This is a genomic window from Halorarum salinum (assembly GCF_013402875.1).
Taxonomy (GTDB): domain Archaea; phylum Halobacteriota; class Halobacteria; order Halobacteriales; family Haloferacaceae; genus Halorarum; species Halorarum salinum.
This window is the reverse complement of the sequence record NZ_CP058579.1, coordinates 1,809,797-1,828,863: the sequence shown is the minus strand read 5'-3', so window position 1 is coordinate 1,828,863 and position 19,067 is coordinate 1,809,797. Positions and strand designations below refer to the sequence as shown.

Sequence of the window (19,067 nt, the reverse complement as noted above, 5' to 3'; positions counted from 1 at the left end):
CCGCGGCGAGGAGGTGCCGCTCGACCGCCTCACTCGGCCCGCGTCCCCGCGGGGACGCGGGCCACGCCGATGGTGACCTCGACCCCCTCGACGGTCCACTCCTCGACCAGGTCGAACTCCGCCTCGTCCGTGAACTCCGCCGTCCGCGTCTCCTCCGCGACGTACTCGCGGTGCTCGTCGACGAAGCCGGCGACGCGGTCGTCCGCCACCTCGAGCGAGACCCGGATCGGCTCGTCTACGTCGAGGTCGAGCTCCTTGCGCATCTCCTGGATTCGGCGGACCACGTCCCGGGCGTACCCCTCCGACTCGATCCCCTCGGTCAGCTCCGTGTCGACGTAGACGGTGCCGCCGTCGAACCCGACGCCCACGACGCCCTCGGGGGCCTGCGATCGGAAGTTCACCATCTCCCCGTCGAGGTCGTACTCCTCGCCGTCGACCTCGACGGAGAGCCCGTCGCCCGCGTCGAGGTCCGCACGCGCCGCGCCGCGGACGGCCTCCATGACGCGCTGGGCGTCGCCGCCGAACGCCGGACCGAGCGTCGACATCTCGGGCTCGGCCACCTCGACGAGTTCGCCGTAGGAGTCGGTCACCTCGACCGTTCGGGCGTTCACGCGCTCTGCCAGCAGGTCCCGCAGGTTCCCGACCGACCCGCGGACGTCGGCGTCGTCGCTCTCGACCACGACGCGGGTGACCGGCCAGCGAAGCTTGCGCTCGGCGCGCTGGCGGGCGTTCGCCGCGGCCTCCTCGACGTCCCGGAGGACGGCCATGTCGCGTTCGAGGTCGGGGTTCCGGAGCGTTTCGTCGGCCTCGGGGTACGGGAGCTGGTGGACCGTCGTCTTCCCACCGTCGAGGTGCTGGTACATCCGCTCGGTGAGGTACGGGGCGAAGGGGGCGAGCAGGCGCGTGGCCTCGTCGAGCAGCGTCGACATCGTGGCGTAGGCGGCGCGCTTGCTCCCGGAGTCCTCCTCCTCCCACATGCGCTCGCGGATGGCCTTCACGTAGAAGCGGGAGACGTCCTCGGTGACGAACGAGAGGAGCGCGTTCAGCGCGTCGTCGACCTCGTAGTCCGCCCAGGCGTCGGCCATCTCGGCCTTCGTGGTCTGGAGTCTGGAGAGTACCCACTCGTCGACGACCGTCAGGTCGCCGTCGTCGAGGTCGGCCTCGGCCGGGTCGTAGCCGTCGAGGCGCATGTACGGCAGCGGGAAGCGGAACACGTTCCAGAGGATGTTGAGCGTCGACTGCATGGCGTGCAGGCCGTCCCACTCGAACGCGAGGTCCTGGCCCTGCTGCTCGTGGCTGAGGAGGTAACACCGGAGCGGGTCCCGGCCGACCTCCTCGATGGCCTCCTCGGGGGTGACGATGTTGCCGCGGGACTTGCTCATCTTCGTCCCGTCGCCGAGGGTGGTGAACCCGTGCATCAGCACCTCGTCGTAGGGCGACTCGCCGAGCGCGGCCGTCCCCATGCCGAGCTGCGACCAGAACCAGCCGCGGGTCTGGTCGTGCGCCTCGATGATGAGGTCGGCGGGCCACAGGCGCTCGAACGTCTCCTCGTCCGACGGGTAGCCGATGGTGCCGAGCGTGGCGACCGACGAGTCGAACCACACGTCGAACACGTCCGGCACGCGCTCGTGGGTGACGCCGTCCTCGGTGATCGTGAGTTCGTCGACGGTCGGGCGGTGGAGGTCCACCGTCTCGGGGTCGACGTCCTGGTCGGCCCGTTCGGCGAGTTCCTCGCGCGTGGCGACGACGAGGAGGTCGTCCGCGTCGGGGTTCCCCTCGCCCTCGGGCACCCAGATGGGCAGCGGGATGCCCCAGTAGCGCTGGCGGGAGACGTTCCAGTCGGGCGCCTCCTCGACGAAGTTCCGGAAGCGGCCCTCGCGGGCCTCGTGGGGGTGCCACTCGCTCTCGTCGATGTTCGCCAGCAGTTCGTCCTTGATCTCGGTGATGCGGATGAACCACTGGTCGGTCGCGAGGAAGACGATGGGCGTGTCACACCGCCAGCAGTGGCCGTAACTGTGGGAGTGGGTCTCCGCGGCGAGGAGCAGGCCCTTCGCGTCCAGGTCCTCGATGATGTCGTCGTTGGCGTCGCGGACGAACTGGCCCGCGTACGCGCCGCCGGCCTCGGTGAAGGTGCCGTCGCCCGCGACGGGGGTGAACGTCGGGAGCCCGAGTTCCTGCCCGCGCTCGAAGTCCTCCTGGCCGTGCCCGGGCGAGGAGTGGACGAGGCCGGTCCGATCCGCCTCGACGTAGTCGGCGGTGTACACCCGTCCGACGCCCTCGCCGGTCGCGTGGTCGGGGACCTCCTCCGCGAGCGGGTGCTCGTACGCCCAGCCGACCAGGTCCTCACCGGCGTACTCGGCGACGACCTCGTAGTCGTCGTAGCGTCCGCGCTTCAGGACGTCCTCGACGGTCGACTCGGCGAGGAAGAGGGTCTCCTCCTCGCCGTCCCTGCTCGCCCTGACCTCCTGGTACGTGAGGTCCGGTCCGACCGCGACGAACTCGTTGGCGGGGATGGTCCACGGCGTCGTCGTCCAGATGACCAGGCTCCCCTCGCGGTCACGCAGGGGGAACGTCACGTAGATGGAGGGCGACTCGATCTCCTCGTACTCGACCTCGTTGTTGGCGATGGCCGTCTCACAGCGGGGACACTGCGAGATCGCGCGTTTGCCCCGCTCGACCAGCCCGCGGTCGTGGACCCGCGAGAGCGCCCACCACGCGGCCTCCATGTACTCGGGCGAGATGGTCCGGTACGGGTCGTCCCAGTCCATCCAGGCGCCGATGGACTGGAAGTCCTCGTCCATCTTCTCCCGGTTGCGCTCGGCGAACTCGCGGCACTCCTCGATGAAGTTCTCCATGCCGAACTCCTCGATGTCCCGCTTGGTGTCGAAGCCGAGCTCCTGTTCCACCTTCGTCTCGATGGGGAGCCCGTGCATGTCGTAGCCCGGCCGGTCGGTGACGTCGTGGCCGGTCATCCGCTTGTGGCGGATGACCGTGTCCTTCAGCGTCTTGTTCCAGGCCGTTCCGAGGTGCATCTGTCCGGTCGTGTACGGCGGCCCGTCGACGAAGAAGAACTCGGGGTCGCCGGCGTGCGCCTCCTTCGCCGCCTCGTAGGCGCCCTCCTCGTCCCAGCGCGCCGCGACGGCGGATTCGACCGCCTCCGGGGCGTACTGGTCCGAGACGTCGCTGTCGTCCATACGCGAACGAACCCGCCCGGTGCTTATCAAAACCGTGGTGTTGCAGTCCGCGTAGTCGGGCGCGGCCGCCCACGGGACGAGGCGGCGAGGCCGCCGGACACGAACGGGCAGCGGACCGAACCCCTCCGTTCCCGCCTCCCGCTTTCACGGCTGATACGCAGGGACGAGAACCTAAACCGGATGCCGACAGAGGACCCGCCGTGACCGACGGGAGCGACCGAACGGACGACGACCGTCCGGAGGACGAGGGCGTCCTCGACCCGGACGACCTGGACATCCGCGAACGACGGGAGGTCGAAGAGCGCGACGACGGTCGGTACGTCATTTCCACCGAGGGGGGAGGGGCGGGCGTCGACGGTCGGTCTCCGGCGGACGAGGTGGGCCCGACGGTGGCCGAGTCGGCGGGCGAACCCGACGCCGAACCTCCCCTCGACGCGCTCGCCGCTGAACTCGACGCTTCGGGTGCGCCGTACGGGCTGGCGCTGGCCGGAAAGTCCGAGGACGGGACCGCGAACATCCAGTTCGCCGGCACCGACCCGGCTGACGTGCTGGGGGCGGCAGTCCGGTGGTACGCCGGGCAGGTGGGTTCGGAGGGAGACGTGGACGCGACCGTGATGGAGTTGCTCGAGGACGCGGGGCTGGACTTCGACGGCGAGTAGGGAGTTCGTGGCGTCGGGACGCGTGGCGAGGTTGGTGGGGCTCGGACGAGGCGTCGAACGGTCCCGCGGCCGTCGGCTTCGGAGTCAGTTCGATCGTCGTGGAACAGTCCCCGAAAGTCCCGTCCACCCGCACCTCGCCCTCCCGTACCTCGGAGCACGCTCCTCGGAACTCACCCTCGTGGTTCGAGACGGCTCCGCCGTCTCGTCGTCACGAAAGACACGAAGCGTCTTTCGAACGACTTCGCTCGCGTGACCGAGGCGCGGCCGCCGCACGCCGGTTCGAGGGGACACCCGCCGTCCCGCCAGTGGAAACCGGTAAACCCCCACCTCCCCAACGAGCCGACATGAGCGACGACGACGGGATCGCCCTCCAGGTCCGCGGCGCCGCGAAGCGGGACGCCGGCCGCGGCATCGCCCGCCTCCCCGCCTCCGCCATGAGCGCGCTCGGCGTGCTCTCCGGGGAGACGGTCCGCATCGCCGGCGACCGCGAGACGGTGGCGAAGGTGTGGCCCGCGGGCGCGGAGGCCGACGACGGCGAACTGCTGATCGACGCGGAGACGCGGACGAACGCCGGCGCGAGGATCGGCGAGTCGGTGCGGGTGACCGCCGAGAGCGTCGACGCAGCCGACGCGGTCACGCTCACCGCCCCGGCCGCGCTCGACGACGTCGACATCGACGACGCGACGCTCGCCCGCGCGGCGAAGCGCGACCTCGACGGCCGCCCGGTCACTGCGGGCGAGCAGGTCCGACTCGCCCACCTCGGCGGCAACGTGTTCGTCGTGGGCGACACCGACCCGGCTGGGCCGGTGCGGATAAACGACGGGACGCGTGTCACCGTGCGGCGACGCGAGGGGGCGGACGGGGAACGAACACGCTCGACGTCCGGGGCGACGCGGACCGGGGTCGGCGGCGAGTCGGGCGGCGCGTCGGCGGGGACCGGCGGCGCGGGCGAGACCGGCGGAGCGGGTGGAACCCCCGCGCCGGGGGCGCCCGCCGCGGGCGGGGTCAGCTACGAGGACATCGGCGGGCTGGACGAGGAGCTCGACCTGGTGCGCGAGACCATCGAACTCCCGCTCTCCGAGCCCGAGGTGTTCACCAGGCTCGGCATCGACCCGCCGAAGGGCGTCCTGCTCCACGGCCCGCCCGGGACCGGGAAGACGCTGATCGCGAAGGCCGTCGCCCACGAGGTCGACGCGACGTTCCTCTCGATCTCGGGCCCCGAGATCACCTCGAAGTACAAGGGCGAGAGCGAGGAGCGCCTGCGGGACATCTTCCGCGAGGCCGACGAGAACGCCCCCGCCATAATCTTCTTCGACGAGATCGACTCCATCGCGGGCGAGCGCGAGGAGGGCGGCGACATGGAGAACCGCGTCGTCGGCCAGCTGCTCTCGCTGATGGACGGGCTCGACGCCCGCGAGGACGTGATCGTCATCGGCGCGACCAACCGGGTCGACTCGCTCGACCCCGCGCTGCGACGCGGCGGCCGCTTCGACCGAGAGATCGAGATCGGCGTGCCCGGCGAGGCCGGCCGCCGGGAGATCCTGGAGGTGCACACCCGCCGGATGCCGCTCTCCGACGACGTCGACCTCGACCGGCTCGCGGCCCGGACGTACGGCTTCGTCGGCGCGGACGTGGACTCGCTCACCACCGAGGCCGCGCTGACGGCGCTCCGGCGCGTCCGCCACGACGACGCCGACGCGGACCTCGCCGGGGTGGAGGTGACCCGCGCGGACTTCGAGGCGGCGATGGCGAGCGTCGAGCCGTCGGCGATGCGCGAGTACGTCGCCGAGAAGCCCTCGACCACGTTCGACGACGTCGGCGGACTGACGGAGGCGAAGGAGGCGCTCGAGCGGACCGTCACCTGGCCGCTGACGTACGGCCCGCTGTTCGAGGCGGCCGACGCCGACCCGCCGACCGGGGTGCTGCTGTGGGGGCCGCCCGGGACCGGGAAGACGCTGCTCGCGCGCGCCATCGCGGGCGAGTCGGAGGTGAACTTCATCCAGGTCGCCGGGCCGGAGCTGCTCGACCGCTACGTCGGCGAGTCCGAGAAGGCCGTCCGTGAGCTGTTCGAGCGCGCGCGGCAGGCCGCCCCGGCGATCGTCTTCTTCGACGAGATCGACGCGCTGGCGGGCGATCGGGACCTCGCCGGCGGCGACTCCGGCGTCGGCGAGCGCGTCGTCTCGCAGCTGCTCACCGAGTTCGATCGCGCGTCCGGCAACCCGAACCTCGCCGTGCTGGCCGCCACGAACCGGAAGGAACGGCTCGACGACGCGCTCCTCCGCCCGGGTCGGCTGGAGAGCCACGTCGAGGTGCCGGCCCCGGAGGAGGAGGCGAGACTGGAGATCCTCCGGGTGCACACCGAGCGGAAGCCGCTGGCCGGCGACGTCGACATCGAGGACCTCGCCTCGCGGACGGCCGGCTACTCGGGCGCGGACCTCACGGCGGTGGCCAGGGAGGCGACGATGCGGGCGGTCGAGCGCGTCGCCGACGAGCACGGCGACGATGCGAACGAGCACGCCGACGAGCTGTCGGTGACGATGGCGGACTTCGAATCGGCCCTGGAGTCGGTGTCGCCGACGCTGTCGTCGTAGCCGGGCCGGTCACTCCTTCTCCAGCACCGCCATGTAGTGACACTCGTTTCCGACCGCCCCACGGCTCACCCCGTCGAGCGTCCACCCGGTTCCGACGCACGCGTCGCGGAGCCTGTCGGAGGAGAACAGTCGGAACAGCAGGGTGTCGCCGACGTCCCCCTCGTACTCGAAGTGCATGACCCGGAAGCCGAGCCCCGGCGTCGGGTCGTGCCGGTAGCCGAGGAGTTCCCGAGCCCCCTCGTACTCGGGGTCGTAGTTGTCGAGGATCGCCGTCGCGTCGTCGGTCGTGACCCGCGCGAGGTCCCCGAGGAACTCGCGGAGCCCCCGCATCGACCGCACCAGCGCGAGCTGGGTCCCGTAGGCGAGCACGGACCCGAACCGACCTCGCTCGAACTGCTCCGGGAGCGCGAACATGTCCCCCAGCCGCGCGTCGTCCACGCCGCGCTCGCGCATGGTCCCCACGAGGTGCTCGGAGACCTCCAGGGAGACCGTCTCGAGGCGATCCTGGAAGTACAGCGAGTCGCGGCCCGCGCCGGCGCCCAGGTCGAGGAACCGCCCGGAGAGGCGCGATTCGAGCCACCTCGTCCGCTCGTCCTCCGGGTCGACCTCGCCGAAGTAGAAGTCCTCGATCGGGTGGTCGAGGGACTCGTCGCCGTCGAACTGCCGCAACGGCTCGTCCTGTTCGCCGCGGTGGAAGTCGCGGATCGCGCGCCCGAAGGGGTCGGACATGTCTTCGACTGGCCGGAGTCGGATCGTAAATCCGAGCGATACGTGGTATTGAATGGCACACCCTCGGCGACCCCGTCGCGAACCGGTGCGGTCAACCACCTGGAGCGAGAGGGCGGGCCATGGACGGACTGCTGCCGGCCGAGGCGACCGAGCGGCTCGTCGCGACGTGCCGGACGACCGTCGGCGACAACCTCCGGTCCGTGACGTACTTCACACGAACCGACTTCCAGCAGGTGTACCTCCGGGACGACCTGGAGCGGGACGCCGACCTGATGGACTTCATCGGCATCGAGCGCCAGGACTTCAACACGACGGCCGACGCGTACGGCGGTTCGGAGCTCGGCGACTACCGGTACACGCTCCGGGTGTTCGAGAACGGCTACCTCGTCCGCGTCGGCGGGGAGAACGCCGCCGTGTTCGTGACCACCGACGGCGTGGAACTGCGCGACTTCGACGCGCTCGCCCGCGCGGTGAGCACGACCCTGGAGGAGTGGGAGTCCTGACGGACGGCCGGATCGGGCCGCCCGGGGCCACGACGCGGGGACCGACTACCCGTCGACCCGCGCCTCGCCGCCCGCCATCATTTCCAGCACCTGCATCACGCCGGAGTTGTCGTCCCTCCCCATCCCGTTCTGGACCATCGTCTTGTAGAGTTCGTGTGCGAGGGCAGTCTGGGGCATCGGCGAGCCGAACGCCTCGCCCGCGTCGGTGGCGATGCGGAGGTCCTTGTACTGGTACTCCGCGAAGAAGCCCGGGTCGAAGTCGCCGTGGATCATGTCCGGCGCGCGGTTGTCCAGCGTCCAGCACCCCGCCGCCCCGCCGCTGATCGCGTCCACCACGGCCTCGAGGTCGGCGCCGGCGTTGTCCGCGAACACCAGTGCCTCGCTCACGCCCACCATCTGGGCGGCGACGACGATCTGGTTACACGCCTTCGTCGTCTGTCCCGCGCCGCTTGGACCGCAGTGCGTGACCGTCTCGCCCATCACGTCGAGGACGTCCCTCACTTCCTCCAGTGCTTCCTCGTCGCCGCCGACCATGATCGACAGCGTCCCCTCGATGGCACCCTCCTCGCCGCCGGAGATGGGCGCGTCGAGCGCCGTCACGCCCTCGTCCGCGAGCCGCTCCGCGACCCGCTCGGCCACCGTCGGCGAGATGGTCGAGTGATCGACGAGCGTCGTCCCCTCGCGCAGGCCGTCGATCACGGGGTCGGGCTCCTCGCCCTCGCCGAGGACGACGTTCTCCACGTCCGGCGAGTCGGGGAGACACAGCAGGACGACGTCGCTCTCCTCGGCGACGCCGGCGGGCGACCCGCCGGCCTCGCCGCCGTGCTCCACGAGTTCCTCGACTGGCTCGTCGGAGCGGTTGTGTCCCACGACGCGGTAGCCCGCGTCGACGAGGTTCTTCGCCATCGGGAGGCCCATGATACCGAGTCCGACGAAACCGATCGTCTCGTCCGTCATGTCGCCTCACACTGCGGCGTTGTGGGGTAAATAGCTACGGTCGGGATCGCCGACCGAACGGAGCCGAGGGCGGACGCGGGCCCCGACGCGGAGTCATCCGGCCAGTTCCCGGTAGTCGTCGATGTACAGCGGGTGGGCGCCCCGGCCCTCCATCAGGGCGTCCTGGTGGAGGAAGTTGATGTGGAACGGCGTCCAGTCGGGTCGCCGCCAGTCGACGTCGCGCATCCCGACGTCCTGGAGGAACCCGAACGTGCCGACGTCGACGTCGAACCGTTCGAACAGCCGGTAGTCCCGTCTGAGCTGATCCGCCCGGTACCAGGGCATCGCGTCGTAGAAGTCCGCCAGTTCGCGGGGCGGACGCGGATCGGCCTTCGCCCGTTCGAAGTAGTCGACGGCCGTCACGTCCGGCGAGTAGCCGTACTCGCCGGCGAACCGTCGTCCGGCCCCCCACTCGCCGATCGGCGTCCGAACGTGCCTGTCGTACCGGAAGACGGGGGAGAACTCCGTGACGGTGATGGTCCCGTCGGGGAGCCGATCGCGCGCGATTTCGAGTGCCTTCCGGGCCTCCTCCCGCCCGTCGTAGTGGACGTGCAGGTCGACGCCGTCGACGTCGTCGTCCTCCCTCGCGATCCGAAACGTCTCCCGACAGAACGTCGGGAACCGCTCCTCTCGGACGGGGTCGTCGTAGAGCCGGGTGATCGCCCCGAGGAGGTACGCGGGGTCGCCGTGGTCGCCGTGCCGGAGGAGGTGCTCCTTGAGGTTCAGCGTGAACCGGAGGATCGGCGGGTCCTCCCCCGTGATGTCCTCGCGTTTCGTCTCCCACATCGGCTCGTTCCCGAGCACGACGACGTCGACCGGCGTGCCGATCGCCCCGAGATACTGCGTGGCACACGACAGCAGGCTCCGCTCGTCCTCGGAGTCCGGCTCCGGGACGCTCCTCGATTCCTTGCGGTCCCACCGCCAGTTCACCTCGAACCCCCACTTCAGGCTCACGACGAGCCTGCAGCCCTTCTCGCGGGCGGCGCGCCGGAGCGCGAGGACGTCGGGGTCCCCGCTCGGGTCCCGCCCGTCGTTCAGTTTGTCCCTGATATCGAGGAACGCGCGAACCCAGGTCGTGTCGCTCGCGTCGAGGCGGGCGAGGTCGTTCCCGAGGCGACGCGGCCGTCCGTTGAGGTTCGCGCCGAGTTTCGGCGTCCCCGGCCGGTCCGTCGCGGGGGAGGCCGCCTCCTCGGCCTCGGCGGTCGCCCCGTAGGTCCCGGCAGTCGCTCCCTCGTCGCCCTCCCCCGAGGACTCCTCGCTGGCCAGCGTCGATGCCGAACCCAGTACTGCTCCGAGGCCCGCGGTCGCGGCCACGCCCCTGAGGACGGTCCGCCGGTTCGCACGTGTTGGTTTCCCGTTCTGTACCGCTTTCGACACACTCGGTGCCCACTACCATCCCATTTAAGATTTTTTATTCCAAACTGGAACCGGGTTACTTTCGAACGTGCGGACGCGGTTCGAGCTCGCCAGGTCCTCGGTCGGCCGTTTCACGCTACTGTACTCGGGGAACACGTTCCGACGAAGCCGCCCCGTATCTAGTCCCAGAAGCTCTGCGTCCGGGCGTACTGGCGCTCCTGGGCCAGGATGTCCCGATAGAAGTCGTCCTCGTCCTCGCGGAGCTTCGCGATGATGCGCGCGGCGTTGTGTGGCCCGACGCCGCGGGCCGCCAGCGCGATGACGGCCTGCTTCCCGTGAGCCTGCACGAGGCTCCCGGCGCGGAACGCCCGCTTCGTCAGGCGTTCCTGTTCCTCGTCCTTCTCGTCGGCCCGGACCGCGGCCACCGTCTCCTCGGCCCAGGGGTTGAGCGCGGCGACGCGCGTCGACTCGCAGTTCGGACACCGCGGCGTCTCGCGAACGCGCCGCACCTTCGTCGTGTGGTTCCACTCGTGACAGTGGAGACACAGCAGGATGACGCGGTCGTCCATGATGCGCTCCTTTATCGTCTGGATCACCGACGCGTCGGCGTTCTCGGGCACGAGGAACTCCCTGCCCGAGGAGCGCCCGCCGGTTCCGACGGGGGTCGGCTCCCGCGCCGTGACGACCTCCAGGTCGCCCGACTGGATGGACTGGAGCAGATCCGCCGTCTCCTCGACGGCGAGTTCGGTGTGGAACACCTCCCGGACCGCCTCGTCGAAGACGGGCGTGTCCTCCAGGGCGGCCATGAGGCGGTCGGCGCCGAACCGCTTGTCCGCCTGGTACGGCTTCAACGCGCCGAACTTCGCTGCGACGTGGGTGAGCGTAAACTTCAGCGTGTCCGACCGCTTGAGCGCGAGTTCGAGCAGCGCCTCGACGTGCTCGGGGTCGGTCTCCTCCAGCACCTCGATGACGGTGCCGGGGTCGACCGACGTCGGCACCTCCAGTTCCACCCGGTAGGGGTCGGCGTCCATGCCGACCGACGACCCGGTGCGCTGTCCGACGAGCGCCGAGAGCAGGCGCCCGAGCGTCCGGTTCACCTCGTGGCCGCGGGCGACGTTCAGCGTGATCGAGCGCCCCTGGCCCTCGAGGACGACGCGGTCGTCGGTCGGCATCGGCGCGTCGGCCTCGACCTGACGCTCGACCTGCGAGAGGCCGACCTCGAGGGTCCGGGGCTCGGCCGGGTAGCGGGCGGCGAACTCCCGGGCGACGGATTCGACGTCGGCCCCGCCGGCGAACTGCGGCTCCGCGACGCCGCGCATCTCCCCGACCTCGGCGGCGACCGCGCTCGGGACGGGGATCTCCTGGCCCGTCCACGAGGGCACCTCGCCGGCGGGGTCCTCGATCGGCGAGACGTTCACCGTCCCCTCCTCGTCGTCGATGTCGTTGATGCGCCACATCTCCCCGCGCTGGATGAACGTCTCGCCCGGCGCGGCGAAGTTGACGACGAAGCGCTCGTCGAGCGTTCCGATCTGGTGGCGCGAGGAGATGTCGGTCACGTCGTACGTCTCCTCGTCGGGGATCATCGAGAGGTTCCGGTAGAAGTACTGCCAGGTGCCGCCGGACTTCTCCAGGACGTCCCGCTCCTCGTCCACCCAGACGAGCCGGTTGTTCGACAGCTGCCGGACCACGTCGCGGAACGTCCCCTCCGCGAGATCGCGGAACGGGTAGGCCCCGGTCACCAGTTCGTACGCCTCCCGCGCGTCGATCTCGCCGACGTCCATGAGCAGGCCGACGATCTGGTTCGCGACCACGTCCAAACTGCCGTGGTGGATGCCGGCGTCCTCGACCTCGCCGGCGGCCGCCCGACGGGCGATCGCCAGCGCCTCCAGCGTGTCGTCCGGGTTGTCGGTGACGATCGTGCCGTGGGACGTCTCCCCCCGGCGGTGGCCCGCACGCCCGACGCGCTGGAGCAGGCGCGCGACCTCGCGGGGGGAGTTGTACTGGACGACGTGGTCGACCCGGCCTACGTCGATGCCGAGTTCCATCGATGAGGTGCAGACCAGCCCGTCGAGTTCGCCGGACTTGAACGCGTCCTCCACCTCGATTCGGGCGTCCTTCGAGAGCGAGCCGTGGTGGACGCCGATGGGGGCGTCCAGCGCCGTGAAGCGGGCGCCGAGCGCCTCGGCGGTCTGTCTGGTGTTGACGAACACGAGCGTCGACTCGTGGTCCGCGACCTGGTCGCGGATGAACCGCACGTGGCTCGCGACGTCCGCACTGGTGGCGAGTTCGCCCGCCAGCCGCTCGTCCTCGTCGGTCACCTCCGGCGAGACGACGTCGAACTCGACGTCCGCGCCGGCGTCGATCTCGAGGATCTCACAGCCGCGGTCGGACGCCTGCGGCGACCCCTCCACGTCGCCGCGGTGGCCGGTGAGGAACCGCCCGACCTCGTCGGGGTCTCCCACGGTCGCCGAGAGGCCGATGCGCTGGAAGTCGCCCGCCAGCGCGCGCAGGCGCTCCATCGCGACGGTGAACTGGGCGCCCCGCTTCGAGGCGGCGAGTTCGTGAACCTCGTCGACGACGACGTGCCGGAGGTCCGAGAGCCCCTCCCGGAGCTTCTCGCCGGTGAGCATCGCCTGGACGGTCTCGGGGGTCGTGACGAGCACGTCCGGCGGGTCGTTCGCCTGCTTGGTCCGCTGGTAGTCGGTCGTGTCGCCGTGGCGCACCTGCACGTCGAGGTCGAGGTACTCGCCCCACCACTCCAGCCGCCCCCGCATGTCGCGGTTCAGCGCGCGCAGGGGCGTGACGTACAGCGCGCCGATGCCCTCGGGCGGGCCGGCGTCGGCGTCGGCCGGGTCCCCGCGTGGACTCCTCCCCGTGACCAGCGCGTCGAACACCGGGAGCATCGCCGTCTCGGTCTTCCCGGTGCCGGTGGGCGCGATGACCAGCGCGTTCTCCCCGGCCGCGATCGGCGGGATGGCGCGGCGCTGCGGCTCCGTGGGCGTCGAGAACCCGCGCTCGGAGAGCGCCGCGCGCACCGACTCGCCGAGCGCGGCGAAGGCGTCCATCCCCCCTACCTGCGCCGCGTCACTCATCGCCGGTTGTAGCGGTGCGAGGCGGTTAAGCACCCCGCCTCCGGCGGATCGGAGCCGTCACCGTAGCTCCGCCTCGGCGAGCGCGGCCGCCCGCCGGACGGCCCCGATGGACGTGAGGTAGCCGGCGCCGACCGAGGCCTTCGTCGCCCTCGCGGCCGACCCGCGGAGGACCGTCGGGCCGAGCTGTGCGACGGCGCCGTCGCCGACCGAGACGAGCCAGCCGGGCACGTCGAAGCGGTACCGGGAGAGCCGCGGGCGGAAGTCGGCCGCCGAGCCGTCCATCTCGTGTTCGACCAGCCGAGCGACGTTCACCGCCGCGGTCTCCGCCTCGCGGACCGCCGCCGACGCGCTCGCCGGGACGGGGTCGCCGTCGGCGTCGACGACGCGCGCGGCGTCGCCGAGCGCGAACGTCCGATCGGTCAGCCCGAGGTCCGCGCGCACGGACGGACGGTCGCCGCCGACCGCGGCGGTCCCGGCGATTCCGCCCGTCCAGACGAACTCGTCGTAGCCGAGTTCCCCCTCGTCGGTGCCGACGGCGTCCCGGGTCACGCGCTCGACGGTCGTCCCCGTCCGCACGTCCACGTCCCGCGCCTCCAGTTCCTCCCGGACCGCGCGTCGGAAGTTGTCGGGGAACCCCGGCGCCACCTCCGCGAACTGCTCGAGGAGGACGAGTTCGACGCCGTCGGGGACGGCGACTCCCTCCTCGGCCGCCAGCGCCGCGAGCTCCCCCGCGACCTGGACGCCCGAGAGCCCCGCGCCGCCGACGACCGCCCGGCCGCCGTCCTCACACAGCCGCAGGAACCCCTCCCGGACGGTCGTCGCGTCGGCCAGCGACTTCATCGGCGTCGCGTGCTCGCGAAGCCCCTCGATGCCGTAGTAGGCCGTCTCCGAACCGAGACAGACCGCGCCGTAGTCCCACGAGACGGAGTTCCCGGCCTCCAGGCTGGCCGTACGGGCGTCGGCGTCCACGTCGTCGACCCGGGCGTCGACGAGTTCGGCGCGGTCCAGCAGCCCCCGGATTGGGATCGAGATCACCGCGGCGACCGCGGGTCGGCGGATCGCGCGGTGGATCTCGTGGACGAGGACGTGGTTCGGACCGTCGTTCACGAGCGTGAGCTCCGCCCCGGCGGGGAGCCGGGATTCGAGGCGGCGGGTCAGCGTGAGCCCGGCGTAGCCCGCTCCGAGAACGACGACGTGCATGGATACGGGCCGTTCGAGGCCCGCCGGAAAGAGCGTGGCGGCGAGGGTTCAAGTGCGAGAACGGGGCCACACCTCCCGTGACGTGAGCAAGACCCCGTGGCGTGACGCGGTTGCGCGGGACGCCGCCGCGGGGACGTCCGTCCCGCCTGTTCGCCATTCCCGCCGACGGGAGCCGTTGCGGTGAAACGGCGCTCCTCAGAACAGCGCCTTCGAGTTCGGCAGCACCCGGGCCGGGCCGCCGAGCTCCCAGACGTCCGTCTCGACGCCGACCTCGCTCACCCGCTCCTCCACGCGGTCGGCGTGCTCGACGGTCGTGTTCACGTACACGCTCGCGCCGGTGTCCGTCGAGAAGTAGACGGGCACGTCCTCCTCCTCCCGTAGCGCTCGGACCGCGTTGAAGGTGGCGATCGTCTCGGGCTGCCAGTACACCCAGCCCGCCGGGCCGGTCATCGTCGTCGCCGTGAGCGACAGGGAGTCGTGCTCCGCGAGTTCGAACACGTCGTCGAACGAGCCGCGGCGGAGCGCGTCGCGCATCCGCTGGATCTGCTCGTGGACGTGCGCCAGTCGCGCGTCGAACATGTGGCTCGCCTCGGCCTCGCGGTGGGCCTCCTCGGTCTCCTTGTAGGCCGGGACGAGCGCGGTGACGACGCGGAGGTCCTCCTCCGGGTCGAACGCGTCGCTCGCCCCCGTCTCGATCCGCTCGGAGCGGCAGTCGTGGTCGTTCAGCCCCGCGTAGAGGTGCGAGTAGGCGCCCGTGACGGCCCGGGCGGCCGACGAGGAACCGCGGCGCGCGACCGTCGAGATCTCGGGGAGCGTCATCTCGAGCCCAGCCGCCTCGACCAGCGCCGTCGCCAGCGCCGCGAAGCCCGACGAGGAGGAGCCGAACCCGACGTTCGACGGGAAGGAGTTCTCCGACTCGACGCGGACCGCGTGGTCGAAGCCGGCCAGCCCGCGGACGTGTTCGACGACGTGGTCGATCCGCTCGGCGCCGCGCCCGTCGACCGCCTCGCCGTCGATCCGGTAGCCGTCCTCGTTCCCGTCCGGTTCCCACTCGACGGTGGTGGTCGTCCGTGAGGGGGCGGTACAGAGGCTGATGGAGTCGTGGTACGGGAGCCGCAGCTCCGCGTCGCGCATCCCGTGGTACTTGACGAGGCCCTGGATGGGGTGGGCCGTCGCGGTCGCCTTCATGTCCGCCCGAGCGGCCGGGCCGGGGTTAGTCGTTCCGGATGGCCGCGAGGGACCGTCCGGACGATCACGAGTGCTGTGTCCTACTCGTACTCGTAGAACCCCTTCCCGGTCTTCTTCCCGAGGTCGCCCGCGTCGACCTTTCGCTTGAGGAGGTACGCCGGCTTGTAGCGGTCGCCGAGTTCCTCGTGGAGCGTCCGGCTCGCGTCGAGGCAGATGTCCAGCCCGATGTGGTCCGCGAGTTCGAGCGGCCCCATCGGGACGTTGGTGCCGAGCTTCATCCCCCGGTCCATGTCCTCCTTGGTGGCGACGCCCTCGTCGTACGCGCGGATGCCCTCGTTGATCCACGGCATCAACACGCGGTTGGTCACGAAGCCGGGCTTGTCGTCGCTCTCCCACGTCTCCTTGCCGAGGTCCTCTGCGAAGGCGTGCGCGAGATCGGTCACCGCGGCGTCGGTCTTCTCGCCCACGACCACCTCGACGCCCGTCATCACGGGCACCGGGTTCATGAAGTGGAGGCCGACGACCAGTTCGGGTCGGTCGGTCGCCGCGGCGATGGTCGTGATCGACAGCGTCGAGGTGTTCGTCGCGAGCACCACGTCCCCGTCGGTCACGTCGTCCAGGTCCGAGAAGATGTCCCGCTTCACGCCCATGTTCTCGACCGCCGCCTCGACGACGAGGTCCGCCGCCGCGACGTCCGCGAGGTCCGTCGTCCCAGTGATGCGGTCCCGGATCGTCCCGGGGTCCTCGTCGAGTTGGTCCTTCGCGTCGAGTCGGGAGAGCGACGAGTCGACCGCCTCGAAGCCGTCGTCGAGGAACTCCTGCTCGACGTCGCGCACGATCACGTCGTAGCCGGCGGTCGCGGCGACCTGTGCGATGCCGTTGCCCATCGTCCCCGCCCCGATGACCGCGACCGTCTCGACCTCGGAGAGTCCACGCATACCGGAACGTGTCACGGGGTGGGCCGTAAGCGTAGCGAAGGGCCGCGCCGGCCGCGGGCGCGTCGCGGCTCGATTCGCGGTACGCCCGTTCGAGCACGGAAAATCAACCTCTCGTCGGCAAACCCGGCGACGGCGCGTCGATCCGTCTGACAAATTATTCGGTTCTGATACTCGGCACAGAAAGGTTAAGAACCAGGGCTCCAAGGCACTGGCAACTGGTGACAGTTCGTGACCGAGGAGGCCCCTGACCCAACCGACATCAAGTACGTCGGGCCGGCGACGGCGGCGGTGCTGGCCGACGCGACGTTCGACGCCGCCGGCATCCGAGAGAAGACAGTGTCGTTCCGGATGCTGCTGGACGCGGACGTGAACCCGGGCGTCGCCGCGCGCATCCGCCGCGAGCACTCGCTGTCGTGGTCGTTCGAGTCGGAGGACGCCGACGACCTCCGGCGCCGGTCGAGTCAGGTCCGTGGACTGGGGGACGCCGAACGTGCGTGGGTCGCCGCCGCCTCCGACGATTGGAGCGAGCGGGAGCTCACGCCGGCCGAGGAGGCCGACGACGGGGAGGAGGCCTGGGTCGCGGCCTCGTCGCGGACCACCGCGGAGGCGGCGGAGGCCGACGGCTCCGGCGATCCCGTCGCGGCCGAGTCCGCCTGGCGCGACCGCTCGCGGCCGACCCCGCTGACGGCGCTCGACGGCGTCGACGAGGGGACGGTCGGCGACCTCGCGGAGGCGGGCATCACCTCGGTCCGCTCGCTCTCGACTGCCGACCCCTCGGAGGTCGCGGACGCGCTGGACCGCGACGTGGACCGGGTCGCCGACCTCCGGGACGCCGCCAACGAGTACCTCGGCTGAGTCGGACGGGACGAAGACGCTATTCGGTTTCGAGTTAATTTCATCCCCGATTCCACCGGTCGCTTTATGTGACGTGACGGGCCACGTTTCAACGAGATGCTTCCCCACGCCGACGACGCCATAACCCGTGACGGCAAGGCCCTCGTCCTCGCGTACGACCACGGCCTCGAGCACGGACCGGTGGACTTCGAGCCGAACCCGGACACCGCCGACCCCGAGGCGGTCTGGGAACTCGCGACCCACGACGCCGTGTCGGCGTTCGCGGTCCAGAAGGGGATCGCGGAGGCGTACTACCCCTCCTACGAGGACGACGTGTCCCTGCTCGCGAAGCTCAACGGCACCTCCAACCTGTGGATGGGCGAACCCGACTCCGCGGTGAACTGGTCGGCCGACTACGCCGCCGAACTCGGCGCGGACGCGGTCGGGTTCACCCTGTACGGCGGCTCGAACGGCGAGGTCGAGATGGCCGAGGAGTTCCGCGACGCCCAGGAGACCGCCCGAGAACACGACATGGGCGTCGTGATGTGGTCGTACCCTCGCGGCCAGGGGCTGAAGAACGACACGAGCCCGGACACCATCGCGTACGCGGCCAGGCTGGGGCTCGAACTCGGCGCGGACATCGCGAAGGTGAAGTACCCCGGGTCGGGCGAGGCGATGGCCCACGCCTGCGAGATGGCCGGCCCGGCGAAGGTCGTCATGTCCGGCGGGTCGAAGACCGACGACCGGGCGTTCCTGGAGACCGTCGAGAGCGCGATCGCGAACGGCGCCGCGGGGCTCGCGGTCGGTCGGAACGTCTTCCAGCGGGAGAACCCCGTCGAGATACTGGACGCCCTCGAGGCCGTCATCTACGAGGAGGCGAGCGCCGACGAGGCGCTGGAACTGACCGGCAGCGCCGCCGTCGCGGACGATTGATGGGGAGCGACGACGCCGTCACCCGCGTCTTCGACGCCGTCGCCGCGACCGCGCCGGAGGTCCGCGGGAACCTCGCCGGCAGGCGCTCGTACCTCGACGCGGAGAACCCCTCCGGCGAGTCGGTGCTCGACGCCGACGTGTACGCCGACGACCTGCTGGAGGAGCGACTGACCGCCGTCGACGGGGTCGGCGCCTACGCCAGCGAGGAGCGAGAGGACGTCGTCGAGGTCGGCGAGGGGCTCTCGGTGACCTGCGACCCGCTCGACGGCTCCTCGAACCTGAAGCCGAACAACACGATGGGGACCATCGTCGGCGTCTACGACGCGCCGCTCCCAGCGGCCGGGCGCGATCTCGTCGCCGCCGCCTTCGTCCTCTACGGCCCCATCACGACGATGGCGGTCGCGCGGGACGGAACCCCGACCGAGTACCTCGTGACCGGCGACGGGACGCGCGAGGAACTCCGCGACGTCGAACTGCCCGACGACCCGGTCGTGTACGGCTTCGGCGGGCGCGTCCCCGACTGGCCCGCCGACTTCGAGTCGTACGCCCGCGAGGTGGAGTCGGAGCTGAAACTCCGGTACGGCGGTGCGATGATCGGCGACGTGAACCAGGTGCTCACGTACGGCGGCGTGTTCGCCTACCCCGCGCTGGAGTCGAATCCGAACGGGAAGCTCCGCCTGCAGTTCGAGGGCACGCCCATCGGCTACATCGTCGAGGCCGCGGGCGGCGCCTCCTCCGACGGCGAGCGGTCGCTGCTGGACGTGGAGCCGACGGAACTGCACCAGCGGACGCCCGTGTACGTCGGGAACCGGGAGTTCGTCGACCGGCTCGAGGCGGCGCTCGCGTAGTCGCCG

Annotated in this window: 14 protein-coding genes; 6 read left to right on the top strand and 8 right to left on the bottom strand. The window is 70.9% G+C overall.

Translation table 11 applies throughout. The annotated features are described in order from the left end of the window. Positions 1–29 precede the first annotated feature (29 nt). Positions 30–3,194 (bottom strand): isoleucine--tRNA ligase, encoded by a 3,165-nt coding sequence (gene ileS, locus HUG12_RS08775; RefSeq protein WP_179268398.1) that lies wholly within the window; start codon positions 3,192–3,194, stop codon positions 30–32. Between the two features lie 200 nt (positions 3,195–3,394). Here ileS and HUG12_RS08770 point away from each other — a divergent pair, with 200 nt between their 5' ends. Together HUG12_RS08770 and HUG12_RS08765 are read left to right on the top strand one after the other, a co-directional pair. Beyond that, a complete protein-coding gene (locus tag HUG12_RS08770) occupies positions 3,395–3,853 on the top strand; it encodes a DUF7500 family protein (protein ID WP_179268397.1) in 459 nt (152 codons plus the stop codon). A gap of 344 nt (positions 3,854–4,197) precedes the next feature. Continuing rightward, positions 4,198–6,444: an AAA family ATPase gene (locus HUG12_RS08765; RefSeq protein WP_179268396.1), complete on the top strand. Its 2,247-nt coding sequence runs from the start codon at positions 4,198–4,200 to the stop codon at positions 6,442–6,444. Positions 6,445–6,453: 9 nt separating this feature from the next. On the opposite strand, the gene HUG12_RS08760 is transcribed toward HUG12_RS08765, so the two are convergent. Continuing rightward, the gene (locus HUG12_RS08760; RefSeq protein WP_179268395.1) at positions 6,454–7,173 is read right to left on the bottom strand and encodes a class I SAM-dependent methyltransferase; all 720 of its coding nucleotides are present in this window, start codon (positions 7,171–7,173) and stop codon (positions 6,454–6,456) included. 119 nt (positions 7,174–7,292) lie between these two features. On the opposite strand from HUG12_RS08760, the gene HUG12_RS08755 reads away from it, so the two are divergent. Then, the gene (locus tag HUG12_RS08755) at positions 7,293–7,676 is read left to right on the top strand and encodes a DUF7522 family protein (RefSeq protein ID WP_179268394.1); all 384 of its coding nucleotides are present in this window, start codon (positions 7,293–7,295) and stop codon (positions 7,674–7,676) included. 45 nt (positions 7,677–7,721) lie between these two features. On the opposite strand, the gene HUG12_RS08750 is transcribed toward HUG12_RS08755, so the two are convergent. From HUG12_RS08750 to HUG12_RS08725, 6 genes are all read right to left on the bottom strand, one after another. After that, complete coding sequence (locus HUG12_RS08750; RefSeq protein ID WP_179268393.1) at positions 7,722–8,633, bottom strand: NAD(P)-dependent oxidoreductase; 912 nt, start codon at positions 8,631–8,633, stop codon at positions 7,722–7,724. 93 nt (positions 8,634–8,726) lie between these two features. Next, on the bottom strand, positions 8,727–10,049 hold the full coding sequence (locus HUG12_RS08745) for a hypothetical protein (protein ID WP_179268392.1): 1,323 nt from the start codon (positions 10,047–10,049) through the stop codon (positions 8,727–8,729). Between the two features lie 158 nt (positions 10,050–10,207). Then, positions 10,208–13,120: a DEAD/DEAH box helicase gene (locus HUG12_RS08740; RefSeq protein WP_179268391.1), complete on the bottom strand. Its 2,913-nt coding sequence runs from the start codon at positions 13,118–13,120 to the stop codon at positions 10,208–10,210. Positions 13,121–13,177: 57 nt separating this feature from the next. Then, on the bottom strand, positions 13,178–14,320 hold the full coding sequence (locus tag HUG12_RS08735; protein ID WP_179268390.1) for an NAD(P)/FAD-dependent oxidoreductase: 1,143 nt from the start codon (positions 14,318–14,320) through the stop codon (positions 13,178–13,180). 195 nt (positions 14,321–14,515) lie between these two features. Continuing rightward, positions 14,516–15,508 carry a phosphomevalonate decarboxylase MvaD gene (mvaD, locus tag HUG12_RS08730; protein WP_179268389.1) on the bottom strand — a complete coding sequence of 331 codons (993 nt, stop codon included), beginning with the start codon at positions 15,506–15,508 and terminating at the stop codon, positions 14,516–14,518. 80 nt (positions 15,509–15,588) lie between these two features. Then, complete coding sequence (locus tag HUG12_RS08725; RefSeq protein ID WP_179268388.1) at positions 15,589–16,446, bottom strand: 3-hydroxyacyl-CoA dehydrogenase family protein; 858 nt, start codon at positions 16,444–16,446, stop codon at positions 15,589–15,591. Between the two features lie 228 nt (positions 16,447–16,674). Between HUG12_RS08725 and HUG12_RS08720 the strand changes: the two genes are divergently transcribed. The 3 genes from HUG12_RS08720 (at position 16,675) to HUG12_RS08710 (ending at position 19,061) form a co-directional block, all read left to right on the top strand. After that, positions 16,675–17,301: a DUF7409 domain-containing protein gene (locus tag HUG12_RS08720; protein ID WP_179268387.1), complete on the top strand. Its 627-nt coding sequence runs from the start codon at positions 16,675–16,677 to the stop codon at positions 17,299–17,301. Positions 17,302–17,397: 96 nt separating this feature from the next. Then, entirely contained in the window at positions 17,398–18,213 is an 816-nt protein-coding gene (locus HUG12_RS08715; protein WP_179268386.1) for a class I fructose-bisphosphate aldolase, read from the top strand. Continuing rightward, a complete protein-coding gene (locus HUG12_RS08710) occupies positions 18,213–19,061 on the top strand; it encodes a class 1 fructose-bisphosphatase (RefSeq protein WP_179268385.1) in 849 nt (282 codons plus the stop codon). The genes HUG12_RS08715 and HUG12_RS08710 overlap by 1 nt, the downstream gene beginning before the upstream one ends. Positions 19,062–19,067: the final 6 nt, after the last annotated feature.